Annotated in this window: 14 protein-coding genes; 8 read left to right on the top strand and 6 right to left on the bottom strand. The window is 65.4% G+C overall.

The window, feature by feature from the left end; genetic code table 11:
• The first annotated feature begins 183 nt into the window (after positions 1-183).
• The 7 genes from PL79_RS09370 to PL79_RS09340 all read left to right on the top strand — a co-directional run bounded on the left by PL79_RS09370 (position 184) and on the right by PL79_RS09340 (position 4,658).
• Positions 184-1,341 carry an amine dehydrogenase large subunit gene (locus PL79_RS09370; protein ID WP_044847760.1) on the top strand — a complete coding sequence of 386 codons (1,158 nt, stop codon included), beginning with the start codon at positions 184-186 and terminating at the stop codon, positions 1,339-1,341.
• 7 nt (positions 1,342-1,348) lie between these two features.
• On the top strand, positions 1,349-1,906 hold the full coding sequence (locus PL79_RS09365) for a MauE/DoxX family redox-associated membrane protein (RefSeq protein WP_044847761.1): 558 nt from the start codon (positions 1,349-1,351) through the stop codon (positions 1,904-1,906).
• Complete coding sequence (gene mauD / locus PL79_RS09360) at positions 1,903-2,538, top strand: methylamine dehydrogenase accessory protein MauD (RefSeq protein ID WP_044847762.1); 636 nt, start codon at positions 1,903-1,905, stop codon at positions 2,536-2,538. The genes PL79_RS09365 and mauD overlap by 4 nt, the downstream gene beginning before the upstream one ends.
• 39 nt (positions 2,539-2,577) lie before the next feature.
• A complete protein-coding gene (locus PL79_RS09355) occupies positions 2,578-3,123 on the top strand; it encodes a methylamine dehydrogenase light chain (RefSeq protein ID WP_044847763.1) in 546 nt (181 codons plus the stop codon).
• A complete protein-coding gene (locus tag PL79_RS09350) occupies positions 3,120-3,623 on the top strand; it encodes a c-type cytochrome (RefSeq protein ID WP_044847764.1) in 504 nt (167 codons plus the stop codon). Before PL79_RS09355 ends, PL79_RS09350 begins: the two co-directional genes overlap by 4 nt.
• Positions 3,624-3,664: 41 nt before the next feature.
• Complete coding sequence (locus PL79_RS09345) at positions 3,665-4,147, top strand: c-type cytochrome (RefSeq protein ID WP_235879241.1); 483 nt, start codon at positions 3,665-3,667, stop codon at positions 4,145-4,147.
• A gap of 133 nt (positions 4,148-4,280) precedes the next feature.
• Positions 4,281-4,658: a RidA family protein gene (locus PL79_RS09340; protein WP_044847766.1), complete on the top strand. Its 378-nt coding sequence runs from the start codon at positions 4,281-4,283 to the stop codon at positions 4,656-4,658.
• Positions 4,659-4,695: 37 nt separating this feature from the next.
• Here PL79_RS09340 and PL79_RS09335 read toward each other — a convergent pair whose 3' ends face one another.
• From PL79_RS09335 to PL79_RS09310, 6 genes are all read right to left on the bottom strand, one after another.
• Positions 4,696-6,222 (bottom strand): CYTH and CHAD domain-containing protein, encoded by a 1,527-nt coding sequence (locus PL79_RS09335; RefSeq protein ID WP_044847767.1) that lies wholly within the window; start codon positions 6,220-6,222, stop codon positions 4,696-4,698.
• A gap of 25 nt (positions 6,223-6,247) precedes the next feature.
• Positions 6,248-8,035: a SulP family inorganic anion transporter gene (locus tag PL79_RS09330; protein WP_082088703.1), complete on the bottom strand. Its 1,788-nt coding sequence runs from the start codon at positions 8,033-8,035 to the stop codon at positions 6,248-6,250.
• A 237-nt stretch (positions 8,036-8,272) separates the two neighbouring features.
• Positions 8,273-9,247: an alpha/beta fold hydrolase gene (locus PL79_RS09325; RefSeq protein WP_044847768.1), complete on the bottom strand. Its 975-nt coding sequence runs from the start codon at positions 9,245-9,247 to the stop codon at positions 8,273-8,275.
• 82 nt (positions 9,248-9,329) lie between these two features.
• Positions 9,330-9,668 (bottom strand): muconolactone Delta-isomerase family protein, encoded by a 339-nt coding sequence (locus tag PL79_RS09320; protein ID WP_044847812.1) that lies wholly within the window; start codon positions 9,666-9,668, stop codon positions 9,330-9,332.
• 43 nt (positions 9,669-9,711) lie between these two features.
• Positions 9,712-10,188 carry a hypothetical protein gene (locus tag PL79_RS09315; RefSeq protein WP_044847769.1) on the bottom strand — a complete coding sequence of 159 codons (477 nt, stop codon included), beginning with the start codon at positions 10,186-10,188 and terminating at the stop codon, positions 9,712-9,714.
• A gap of 5 nt (positions 10,189-10,193) precedes the next feature.
• Positions 10,194-10,739, bottom strand: a complete 546-nt coding sequence (locus PL79_RS09310; protein WP_044847770.1) for a tautomerase family protein — start codon at positions 10,737-10,739, stop codon at positions 10,194-10,196.
• 104 nt (positions 10,740-10,843) lie between these two features.
• Between PL79_RS09310 and PL79_RS09305 the strand changes: the two genes are divergently transcribed.
• Entirely contained in the window at positions 10,844-11,881 is a 1,038-nt protein-coding gene (locus tag PL79_RS09305) for a GlxA family transcriptional regulator (RefSeq protein ID WP_044847771.1), read from the top strand.
• The last annotated feature ends 188 nt before the right edge of the window (positions 11,882-12,069 follow it).

Raw genomic sequence — 12,069 nt, 5'->3', positions numbered from 1 at the left:
ATACGGAGGAGCGCTATTCCGGCAGGGGTTCTGGCGGGGTCGGATGGGGCGCGCCGCAGGTGCCTTTCAGGCGGTTTTCCAATATCCCGAATCGGCACGCACGCGTTGCCGGTCCGGGTGCTGAACCGATTTATTGTCGAACTACAGTCGCCCCACATTACCTGAATCCCAACTGGAGGCGACATGAGAACAAGGCGACGCACCGCGGCTTTCGCGGCGACGCTGGCGTTCGCGGCGGCGTGGGCCGGCAGCGCGGACGCGACGGAAAAGCCCGAGGAACTGGTCGTGCAGAAGATGCCGCCGTGGCATCCGCACGCGGTGTACGTCGTGGACATCGCGATGCCGACGATGACCGACGGGCGCATCTTCGTGTACGACGCCGACGCGAAGAAGCTGCTCGGCCAGATCGACGGCGGCTTCGCGCCCGGCCTCGCGATTTCGCCCGACCACAAGACGAGCTTCATCGCGACGACCTATTTCTCGCGCGGCTCGCACGGCACGCGCACCGACGTCGTCGAGATGACCGACAACACGACGCTCGATCACACCGGAGAGATCGTGATTCCGGCGAAGCACGGGCAGCACGTGCCGTCGCCGTACAACACCGCGTTCAGCGCGGACGGCAAGCGGCTGTACGTCGCGAACATCACGCCGGCCGCGTCGGTGACGGTGATCGACGCGGTGTCGAAGCAGGTGCTGTCCGAGATCGACACCGCGGCATGCGTGCTCGCGTATCCGTCGGGGAACGACCGCTTCACCGCGCTGTGCGAAAGCGGCAAGGCGCTCACGGTCACGCTCGACGCGAACGGCAAGGAGGTGAAGCGCACGATGTCCGATGCATTCATCGACGTCGACAACGATCCGGCCTTCATCAACGCGTCGCGCTACCAGGGCGGCTATCTGTTCACGACGTATCACGGCAACGTGCGCAGCGCCGATTTCGGCGGCGCCAAGCCCGCGTTCGGCAAGTCGTGGTCGCTGCTGACCGATGCCGAGCGCGCCGAAGGCTGGCGCCCGGGCGGCATGCAGCAGACGGCCGTGCAGGTCAGGCAGAACCGTTATTACGTGCTGATGCACAAGGGTGGCGACGGCACGCACAAGGATCCCGGCACGCAGGTGTGGATCTACGATCTGAAGACGAAACAGCGCGTCGCGCGCTGGGATCTCGCGCAGCAGAAGGTCGATCCGCTCGTGTCGATCCAGGTCAGCGAGGACGACAAGCCGCTGTTCTACGGGCTGACGGGCACGTCCGATCTCGTCGTGATGGACGCGCACAGCGGCAAGCTGCAGCACGTCGAGAAGCAGATCGGCAGTACGCCGACGCTGCTCGTGAATCCGTGAGGCCGCGATGACGCTCGATCCCGTACTCGCCACCAGCGCGCAGGCCGGCGCGGCCGTCGTCGTGTTGCTCGGCGCCTTCGCGAAGATGCGCCGGCCCGGGGCGTTCCGGCAGGCGCTCGCCGGCTATCGCCTGCTGCCCGATGCGCTCACCGCGCCCGCCGCGTTAGCGATTCCGCTCGCAGAAGCCGTCTGCGCCACGGCGCTGCTGTTTCCCGATACACGCATGACCGGCGCGCTCGGCCTGATCGCATTGCTGCTCGTGTTCGCGGCCGGCATGACGATCAACATCCTGCGCGGCCACACCGACATCGACTGCGGCTGTTCCGGTTTTGCCGCGGCCGCGCGCACGGATGCGCCGCGCGGCATCGGCTGGCTGCATGTCGCGCGCGTGCTGCTGCTCGTCGTGCTGGCCGCGACCGCGCTCGTCGAGCCGGGCAGCCGTGCGGTCGTGTGGTTCGACTACCTGACGCTGTTCTCTTCCGTGCTGCTGATCGTCTGCGCGCTGCTCACCGTCGACGTGCTGCTCGCCAACGTACCGCGCCTTTCCCACCTGAGGAATTCATGATGCAAACCGCTCTCACCGTTTCCACCGCCTTGCTGTGGCTCGCCGTGCTCGCGCTCGGCGCGATCTGCCTCGCACTCGTGCGCCAGATCGGCATCCTGTACGAACGCATCATGCCGGCCGGCGCATTGATGATCGACAAGGGGCCGGCGGTCGGCGCGATCGCGCCCGCCTTCGAGCTGACCGACATTCGCGGCTCGCAGGTGAAGGTCGGCGGCATCGATGCAGCGGGCAAGGCGACGCTGCTGTTCTTCCTGTCGCCGACGTGCCCGGTCTGCAAGAAGCTGCTGCCGCTGTTGCCGTCGCTGCAGGCGAGCGAGTCGACGCCGGTGAACATCGTGCTCGCGAGCGACGGCGATCCCGACGAACACACGCGCTTCGCGCAGAAGCACGACCTCGCGCGCTTCCCGTACGTGCTGTCGCAGGAGCTCGGCCTCGCGTACCAGATCGGCAAGCTGCCGTACGCGGTGCTGCTCGACGACACCGGCACCGTGCGGGCGAAGGGGCTCGTCAATACGCGCGAGCATCTCGAGAGCCTGTTCGAAGCGAAAGAGCGTGGCGTCGCATCGCTGCAGCAGTTCGTGCACGGCGATCACGACCACGACGGCCATCAAGAGCACGCGCAGCACGCGTGAGCGGCCGACCTTCCTTCAACGTCAACGGAGAACAACGGAATGGGCCTGTTTGATTCATGGTTCGAACGGTCGGCGCGCGGCGTCGCGCAGCATAGTTCGCGGCGCAGCGCGATGGCGAAGCTCGGCAAGGTGCTGGTGGGATCGGCGATGCTGCCGCTGCTGCCCGTCGATCGCACCGCGTACGCGGCCGACGCGGCCTCGGGTGCATCGGCGGCGTCCGGTGCCGCCGCATCGGGCGCGAGCGACGATCCGATGAGCTGCGACTACTGGAAATACTGCGCGATCGACGGCTGGCTGTGCAGCTGCTGCGGCGGCACGTCGAGCAGCTGCCCGCCGGGCACCACACCGTCGCCGATCACGTGGATCGGCACCTGTCGCAATCCGCACGACGGTTCGGACTACATCGTGTCGTACAACGATTGCTGCGGCAAGACGTCGTGCGGCAAGTGCTTTTGCAACCGCAACGAGCGCGAGAAGCCGCTGTACAAGCTGTCGCTGAACAACGACATCAACTGGTGCATGGCGAACGGTAATTCGAATTACCACTGTTCGGTTTCGGTCCTGCTGGGAGCGGCAAAGCAATGAAAGTGAAGCAAGCTGGAAAGATCGTGGCCGCGTGCGTGGCCGCCGCCGCCGGGTTTCTGATGCTGCCGGGCGAGGCCGGTGCGCAGCAGGCCGTTCATTACCCGGCGGGCAAGAGCCTGTTCGACGCGCAGTGCGCGGTGTGCCACCAGGCGGGCGGCAAGGGGCAGGACGGCCTCGCGCCGCCGCTGACCGAGTATCCGGGCAAGTACGCGACGGCCGACGCGGGCCGCGCGCAACTCGTCGCGACGCTGTTGCACGGGATGTTCGGCGAGATCAAGGTGCACGACAAGAACTACAACTTCAAGATGCCGTCGTTCGCGAGCGCGAGCGACGACGACATCGCGAACGTGCTCAACTACGTCGTGTTCGATCTCAACGACCGGCACGGCGACGCGAAGCCGTTCACGGCAGCCGACATTCGCGCGGCGCGGGCGAAGGAGATGGACGGCACGGCCGTTCACGCGCAACGGGCGATCGTGACGAAGGGGCTGGGGCTGTGAATGCGGCCGGCATTCGGCGTCGTGGCGGGCGTACGGCGGCGTTGCGGATCGGCTCGTGCGTGACACGCCGTCTGTCTTCGGCGCTGGTGGCTGCTGTCGCGACATGTGCGATTGCAGCTCCCGTGCATGCCGACGGCGCGGCCGACGCCACGCTCGCGCGGCAGCACTGGGTCCTCAACTGCATGGGCTGCCACACGGCGACGGGCGGCGGCATTCCGGGCAAGGTGCCGCCGCTCGCGAACTCGCTCGGCTATTTCACGCATCTGCCGGCCGGGCGCGAATACGTGATGCGCGTGCCCGGCGCGTCGAACTCGGCGCTGTCGGACCAGGATCTCGCCGACGTACTGAACTGGGTGCTCACGACGATGAATCGCGATGCGCTGCCGCGCGATTTCAAGCCTTATACGGCTGACGAAATCGCCGCGCGTCGACGGCCTGCGTTTTCCGATGTCGCGACGGTGCGTGCGCGGCTCGTGCGCGAATTGCACGAGCGCGGGATCGACGGTGTGTCCGAGCGCTATTGATTGGCGACGACGAGGCGACGCAGCATGTCGCGGCGCTTCGGTCGCGAACACCGGATTGGCAGCGCGCGGGTTCCGCGCTACGCTCGTCGTCATTGGCCGGCGCATGCGCCAGGCGGATCGAACGGAGGTTCAAATGGCAATCGAATACTTCGCAGAAAGCAACCCCGTCACGCGAAACCTGCCTCGATCGTTGGCGACCAAAGCCGGCGATCTGGTATTCGTATCCGGTCAGGTGGCGAGAAACGAAGACGGCAGCATCGTCGCCGGCGGGATCGAAGCGCAGACGCGTCAGACGTTGAAGAACGTCGCACACGTACTCGCGCTGGCAGGATGCACGCTCGGCGACGTCGTGAAAACCACCGTCTGGCTCGAAGACGCGCGCGACTTCGCCGAATTCAATCGCGTCTATGCGGAGTTCTTCCCCGAGAACAAGCCGTCACGCTCGACGTTGCAGGCGACGAACATGGTCGGCACCAGGATCGAGATCGAGGCGATCGCGTGCAAGCCCTGAGTGCCACCGCGCCACGTCGATGCGGCCGCGTGCCGCTTCAGTGCGGCGGCGACAGCCGTTTGAAGCGGCTCCACAGCTGCTTCAACGTCTGATGATCGGCCGCGGCACGCGCGGCCAGAAAGCCGCGAGCAAAGCCCGCGCCCGGCGCGGCGTCGGGTGACGTGCGAGGCAGCGCCTTCAGAAACTGCTCCGCGACCACGGCATCGTTACGCCAGCCCAGATCATCCTGAAGTTCGGACAGCGCGTCGACATACGTGCGGACGGCTTGCTTGCGGCACAGCGACGCGAAGAATTCGGTGGCGTACCGGACCTTCTTCGCCGCGATGCGCGCACGGTGACGCCGGTGATCGTCGAGATCGGCCAGCCTCTTGCCGCGTTTGATCAGTTTCCGGTGCCGGCGACGCAGAACCTCGTGAGCAAACGGACTCGCCGGCTGCATGATGGCATCGCGCCGTTCGTCAGGCATCCCGTCCCGCCAGCCCTTTCGGTTCACCCATGACGCGAGCGGTAACGCGAGCCGCGTGTAGCGAACCGATCCGACTGCGGAAGCCGCGCGCTGGCGATTGACGGCGGCAATGCGCTTGCAGGCGTTCCGCACTGAACGGATCTCGTCCGGATTGCCGTTCGTGCCGGCATGGTCGAGCGTCGCTCCGGCAAGCACTTCCCAGTCGCGCGCGGCGCCGAGCTCGCCGGCGATCCAGCGCAGTTCGTCGTCAAGGCCGGGATACGCGGGAATCACTTTCGCGAACAGGTCGAGCGCCGAACGCAGGCGACGCAGCCCCACCCGCATCTGATGCACGCTCGACGGATCATGACCGGACTCGACACCGCGTTCGTTGGCGCGGATCTGGTCCAGGCAGTTGCGCACGATCCGGCAGAACGCGTCTTCGATCGAATCGCGCTTCTTCAGCTGCACCGGTTGCGCCTTGACGGCCGGCTGGTGCTCGGCGACGAGCAGCCCGTACCCGAGATCGGCCTTGCTCTCGTGATCGATGCGCAATGGCGCGATGTCGAGCAATTCCAGTGCGATGCCGTACAGGTTTTCGGGGCGGCCGCGTTTCAGTTCCAGTTCGATCGCGGCGATCGGGACCGACTTCGAATCCGCGTCGACCGTCCCCTTGTCGAGCGCGACCTCGACTTCATCGCCGGAAGGCAGGCGCAGCGGTAGAACCCGCCGCTTGATCCGCGTGACGAACACGGGCTGAAGATCCGGTGCCGTGGCCTGGTCGCGAACCAGGCGGCCACACTCGGTGTCATCGGGGAGCGTGTCCCGCAGCCGTGTCAGATCGGGGACGTCGCCGTCGACGGGCGTCTCGAATTCGTCCCGCTCGAACAGGCCGGCCCGGGCCGATCCTTCCAGTTTCAATGTCTGGATCCTGCGATTGCCTGCCGCACGCACCCGCAGGGAAGCCGCGCACCGGTGAAATGCGAGCGTGGCAGTGTCGAAGTACGTGCTCGTCAGCTGTTGAGTCGCACCGGCGCCGTTGGACTGCGCAAGCAACGGCGCGTGGCGCAACTTGTCGAGGTTCTTTGCGGAAACCCGCAGCTTCAGCTCTCGTTCCATACCGCCTCCGATATGTTGCCGACCATCAGTCCCCCGCCGATCCCCGGGAGTCTTCCCAGTCGTGCCACTCGATTCGATGCATGTCCACATAACGACTTACCGCTGCGCCGATCGTCGGAAAGAAGTTGTCGTCGCCGAACATGCTGTACATGCCGTAATGCCTGAGGCTGTCCTTGACGGGGCCTTTCAGCTCCGCGAAGACCAGCTTGACCTGCCGCGCGGCAAGTTCGAGATGCAGCCGTTCGAGCACATCGGCAGCCGTGAGGTCGATGTCGGTCACGGGCTCCGCCGCGATGACGATCCAGCGTGCCGGCTCCGGCGATTCATCGACGGCGCGCAACACGCGTTCCCGAAAGATTTCGCCATTCGCGAAAAAGAGCGGCGCATCCCAGCGCAGCAGCACGAGTCCGGGCACGCGCCGCGCGTCCGGATGGCGCGACACGTCGTGATAGCCCTTCCTGCCGTCGACCCGCCCGAGCACGGCATCGTAAGGCCGCCACGCGCGCCATAGAAACGACAGCACGGTGAGCAGCAGTGCCAGCGCAATGCCGTTCACGACCCCGACGGCTGCAACGCCGACGAAACATGCGACCGCCTGCACGAACTCGCTTTTGCGGAGCCGATAAAGCCGCACGACGCCGCGCACCTCGATCATGTTCACGCATGCCGCGATCACGACGGCGGCCAGCGCGGATTGCGGCGTGTGCGCAAGCGCGCGCGGCGCGAACAGCAGCAGTGCGGCAACGACCGCGGCAGCCACCACGCCCGTCGCCTGCGTCTTCGCGCCGGCCGCTTCCGCGACGGGCGTGCGTGAGCCGCTCGCGCTCACCGCGAACCCTTGCATCAGGCCGGCGGCGAGGTTCGACAGCCCGAGCGCGATGCATTCGTGATTCCGGTCCACGCTGGTGTCGTTGCGCAGTTCGTAGGTGCGGGACAGCACGCTGATATCCGTGAACGAAACGAGCGCGATCGCCGCTGCGCTGCCCGCGAGATGCAGCCAGTCGTCGAGGCTCACGTCGGGGATGCGCGGCACCGGCAGGCCTTGCGGGACCGCACCGACGGTTGCAACGCCGGCGCGCGTCGACAGATCGAACCACATCACCACCGCGGTCGCGCCCGCCACGGCGAGCAGCACACCCGGCATCCTGGGCCAGAGCCGTTTGCACGCGAGTATCAGCGCGAGCGCGGCGACGCCGAGTGCGAACGACGTCGCGTTCACCTTCGATGCCGCGATGCCGGCGGCCACGTCGCGCACCTGCTCGATGAACGATTCGCCGTTGCCCTTGTAGCCGAGGAGCTTGGGCAATTGTCCGATGCTGATCGTCAGCATGATGCCGTTCAGAAAACCGTACCGGATGGGTAGCGACAGCAGCTCGGTGACGAATCCGAGCCTGAGCACCCCGACCGCGATGCAGATCGCGCCCGCGAGTATCGCGAGCGCGCCGGCAAGGGCCAGCGCATGCGCGGCATCGCCGTGAGCAAGCGGCGTGATGCTTGCGGCGATCAGCGCGACCAGCGCGGAGTCGGGGCCGAGCACGAGGATGCGGCTGGGGCCGAAGAGCGCATACGCGAGCATCGCGGCAAGCGACGCATAAAGCCCGTTGACGGCGGGCAGGCCGGCTGCGTTCGCGTACGCCATGCCGGCGGGCACGAGCACGGCACTGAGGGTGACGCCGGCAAGCAGATCGTGCGGCAGCCAATGCAATCGATACGTGCGCGCCGCGGCGAGTCCGTTGATCCACTGCAGCAGGCCGGCATCGGGCTTGCGGGGCGGGCGGGCCGTGTGCTGGCGGGCACGGCTTTTGATGTTCATCGCAGGACGTCAGGGAACCCGGGCGGAATCGTTCGTTACGTCCGCCGGTATCGTTAAAGATTATGTTCCCGTGCCCTCGGAGCGCAAGCCCGGTTTCACGATGTTGCGTTTCGGCGCGCCGGCCTGACAGTCCGGCTACTTCGCCGAACACTTGCCCGATCCAGGCTGGCGATGGCCGAAGTGATCGGCGGTGCGGGTGAATCGCCGGCGGGAGAGGCATCGTCCCGCCGTTGTCCGCTACTCGGTCGCGCGATCGCTCGCCTCGCCGAACGAAGCCCGAACTTCGTTCGCCGTCCGGGCGGGCGCCTGCAGATGCGGAAAGTGACCCAGTTCCGGAAGAATCGAAATGTTCACCCCGTTTCGGTCCGCGTACTCGATGCCCATTTCCTTCTTGATATAGATGTCCTTCCCGCCCCACACGACCTTCACGGGGACTTTCAGCTTTGCCATATTGGCTTCGAAGTAGTCCTGATCCCGGGTGAAGCATGCGTAGTAGTGGAAAAAGGCGTCGGCCGCGGTCAAGTCACCGTCCCATCCCTTCGCCACGTCGTCCATGAATTCCTCGGGCAACGTGTAGCGCTCGTCATCCTCCATGCCCCGGAAGAACGTGTTTGCGAGGATTTCGTCGCGATTCCTGTTCATGGCGGCGCGCACGATATCCGATGAAGGCTTCGACTTCAGGCCTTGCAGGCTTTCGTACATATATTGCGGCCGGTTGAACGGGGCAAAGTCGCCAACGATGATTTCCCGCGCGATATCCGGTTGTTCCAACGCTGCCAGCAGCGCCGGAAGCGCACCGATATCCGTCGCATAAATCAACAGTCTCGAACCATCGATGCCCGACGTACGGATGTAGTCTCTCAGCACACGGGCATAGTCGCTCGGCGCGTACGAAAAGCGATCGGCGCGCGGACGCGACGATTGCCCGTAGCCTGGCCAGTCGAACGCATGGACCTCGTAGTCGCTGGACAGTGATTCGGCAATCGGCTTCCACGCATACATCGTCTCGGGGAAGCCGTGCAGGAACAGCACGATGCCCTTCGATCGTGCGGGGCGGTAGACCATGCGGCGCAGCGTGATGTCGGCATCGACCTGCACGTCGCCGACGTCGACCGTGGGTTCCGGCGATGACGGCGCCGGCACGGTCGGGCACGTTGCAGAACTCGCAGCGGCGGCGGGAGATGCGGGTGTTTTCGTTACGGGTCGAGTCATGATCGAGGATCTCGTTCGGTGCGACATCGCGCGGCACACGTTGCGCTTCGCTGTTTCGAAAGATGGCGGGGTGCAGGGGGTTCTACTGAGCCGCCGGAGGATTCAAGAGCTTGCTCAATGGCTTGAGCGGGCCGATCGGGAGCAGCGTGAAGGTCATGAGGTGAGCCTTCCCCAACGGGAGTCGTTCCAGCATTTCATGCGCTTCACCCGTGTCCGTCACGTTCAGGACGAACGCCACCCCGGGCCGGTCCTGCAGGGAATACCACTGATCGATCTTGCCCGCGAGATACAGCTGTGTCGTCTCGCGGACTTCGGTCGGAAGAATGGTCTGGACGTGCTGCATGTCCGTGCCGGGAGGAAACGTACCGATCGCCAGTATCTTCGTGGTGGGCGTGGTCGGCAACGCAGCGGAATGTGCCATGGAGACTCCTGTGCAAGCGAGCAGCAAGCATGCTGCCGTCAAATCAAGAAGAAGGCGTTTCATCCTGCGGCCCCGGGCCCGGTGGCGGGACGGCTGCCGCATTGAGCGCGGCGGCTTCCCGTTCCGACAGATAACACGCGCGAAAGCGCTCGTCCACGCGCTCGCGCATCAACTGCGAGAACAGCAGTGCGGCATCGAGCGGTCGATGATTGATGACGACGGAATCCGTATCGCCTTGCTCGTTCATATGGGCGACGACCACCGTCTCGATCGGCACGCCATTGATACGTGAACGATAGGATTCCAGATAAAGATCGTCGCCGATCATGCCTTTGTAAGCATGCTGCTGGAACTCGTAGAGCGAGACCGCGTGCTTGATCACCGAGAGAATGTCGGCTCGTCCGTCGATCGGGCGCTTCAGCACGGTGGCTTCCAGCGTCGCGTTTTCGGCCAGGCGCGCCAGCCACCGCGGCGGACCGTCGGCGGGTGCCATCATCGGGGTCGTGTCGTTGAATTTCATGGCGGTTACTCCTTGCACGCGTTGCGCGTGACACCTGCGTTTGCGGCATCGAGCGCTGCCGCGAGCGCAACGCGTGCCTTTTCCCGGCGCCGTCGCGCAAGGCGCTCGGTGCCCGCGTCGCGCTCCGGTTCACCCGCGAGCAGCGCATGGATATCGGGCAGCGTCCAGATCGCGCCGCGCGTTCCCCACGCACCGTCCGGGATCTCGGTCGGAAAGATCCAGACGCGCGGTGCGACATCGTCGAACGGCCGGCCTTCCGCGCGTGCCACGGCTTCCGTGACGCGTCGGACGAGCGAGCGGCGCGATTCGTCGGTGTATTGCCCTTCGGGAACCGAAGGAATGATCCGGTAGCGCACCGTATCGGTACGTTCGCCGCCGATGTAGATCGCGGCCGGCCGGTGCAGATGGAATACGGTCACGCGCTGAACGACCGGGCTCGCGGGATCGTACCCTTCTGCTTCGATGAGGATATCGGTCAGTTCCCTGACGAGGCGGGCTTCAGCATCGGGCGTCAGTGCGTGGTCGGGCCACATCGCATCGATCATCGGCATGGGATGCTCCTGTTTTCGGTTGATCGGATGGCGCCATCGTCGCGGTTTACGCGGGCGCAGGAAAGTGGCAGCATCGCCACTATTCAAGGAAATTCGGACACGCAATGGCGATCATCCGCATCTGGGTCTATGACGGAATCCTGGCGTCCGGCGTCGCGGGCCCGGTCGATGTCTTCAGCGCTGCAAATCAGTTCCATGCGCGCCGGGCGGAACCGGGCGCGTCGTCCGCGCCGTTGTTCGCATGGCGCGTGGAGTCGCTCGACGGGCAACCGGTGAAGGCGGCGTCAGGTCAGATCATTCCGGTCGACGGCAAGATCGACCCGCGCAAACGAGCAGACGCCGTGCTGCTGACGGCACCATTCTTTTCGCGGATCGACGAGTTCCTCGGGCATCGCGAGCAGTTGAGCGAACTGACGTCCGCACTGCGGCGTCAACACAAGGCCGGCGCGATGCTCGCCGCGTATTGCACGGCGAATTACCTGCTTGCCGAGGCGGGCCTGCTGGATGGCCGCGTCGCGACGACGCACTGGGCGAGAGCGGCGGATTTCGCGCGCCGCTATCCGCGTGTCGAAGTCCGCGCGAACGAACTGCTGCTCGCGCAAGACGGGATCATCTCGGGCGGCTCCGTGACGTCCTATCTGAACCTCGCCGTGCATCTCGTCGAAGCCTGCGCCGGCGGAGAACTCGCGACGATGACCGCGAAGGCGCTGTTGATCGACATGAACCGGACGTCGCAGGCCTCCTTTGCCACGCTGCTCGACGAACACGGGCATACCGACACGCTCGTGGCGCGCGCTCAGCAGCGGATGGAAGCGACATTGCAGCAAGGATTCCGGCTCGGCGATCTGGCGGCATCGCTGGCCGTCAGCGAACGCACGCTCAATCGTCGCTTCAAGGAAGCGGTCGGCCTCGCGCCGTTGACGTATCTGCAGAATCTGCGGGTCGAGGTTGCGAAACGTCTGCTGGAAACACGGCCGATCGGGCTCGAGGACGTGAGTCAGCGCGTCGGTTACAGCGATGTCAGTACGTTCCGGCAATTGTTCAAGCGCAAGACGGGGTTGTCGCCGAGCGAATATCAAGTGCAGTTCTCGCGTGCGGCGGCAAAGAGCGTGCAAGCCGAACCACGCGATCGGCGCGATTGAGCGTCGCGACGTCGCGTTACCGCTCGCGTCAGGTCAGGGCCGCTCCGGTCGCCCCCTTTCTTTGTATCCCGAAGTATCTGCAACAGACGCGGATACGTACGCATACATATCGCCGACTTTCCGACAAGAACGGGATACGTTCGCCTGCTCCAATGCGCCTGTCGCGAGCGGAGTGCCGCACCGCGCAT

The sequence above is a fragment of the Burkholderia sp. USMB20 genome, assembly GCF_000949135.2.
Taxonomy (GTDB): Bacteria; Pseudomonadota; Gammaproteobacteria; order Burkholderiales; family Burkholderiaceae; genus Burkholderia.
Note: the sequence above shows the minus strand (reverse complement) of the source record. Positions and strands in the feature narration are given on the sequence as shown.

What these genes read in the sequence shown, in the direction of transcription:
- PL79_RS09355 (WP_044847763.1), top strand. Translation starts at nt 2,578, where the DNA reads ATGGGCCTGTTTGATTCATGGTTCGAACGGTCGGCGCGCGGCGTCGCG.
- PL79_RS09330 (WP_082088703.1), bottom strand. Translation starts at nt 8,035, where the DNA reads ATGAACATCAAAAGCCGTGCCCGCCAGCACACGGCCCGCCCGCCCCGC.
- PL79_RS09325 (WP_044847768.1), bottom strand. Translation starts at nt 9,247, where the DNA reads ATGACTCGACCCGTAACGAAAACACCCGCATCTCCCGCCGCCGCTGCG.
- PL79_RS09315 (WP_044847769.1), bottom strand. Translation starts at nt 10,188, where the DNA reads ATGAAATTCAACGACACGACCCCGATGATGGCACCCGCCGACGGTCCG.
- PL79_RS09320 (WP_044847812.1), bottom strand. Translation starts at nt 9,668, where the DNA reads ATGGCACATTCCGCTGCGTTGCCGACCACGCCCACCACGAAGATACTG.
- PL79_RS09340 (WP_044847766.1), top strand. Translation starts at nt 4,281, where the DNA reads ATGGCAATCGAATACTTCGCAGAAAGCAACCCCGTCACGCGAAACCTG.
- PL79_RS09335 (WP_044847767.1), bottom strand. Translation starts at nt 6,222, where the DNA reads ATGGAACGAGAGCTGAAGCTGCGGGTTTCCGCAAAGAACCTCGACAAG.
- PL79_RS09310 (WP_044847770.1), bottom strand. Translation starts at nt 10,739, where the DNA reads ATGCCGATGATCGATGCGATGTGGCCCGACCACGCACTGACGCCCGAT.
- mauD (WP_044847762.1), top strand. Translation starts at nt 1,903, where the DNA reads ATGATGCAAACCGCTCTCACCGTTTCCACCGCCTTGCTGTGGCTCGCC.
- PL79_RS09370 (WP_044847760.1), top strand. Translation starts at nt 184, where the DNA reads ATGAGAACAAGGCGACGCACCGCGGCTTTCGCGGCGACGCTGGCGTTC.
- PL79_RS09365 (WP_044847761.1), top strand. Translation starts at nt 1,349, where the DNA reads ATGACGCTCGATCCCGTACTCGCCACCAGCGCGCAGGCCGGCGCGGCC.
- PL79_RS09305 (WP_044847771.1), top strand. Translation starts at nt 10,844, where the DNA reads ATGGCGATCATCCGCATCTGGGTCTATGACGGAATCCTGGCGTCCGGC.
- PL79_RS09350 (WP_044847764.1), top strand. Translation starts at nt 3,120, where the DNA reads ATGAAAGTGAAGCAAGCTGGAAAGATCGTGGCCGCGTGCGTGGCCGCC.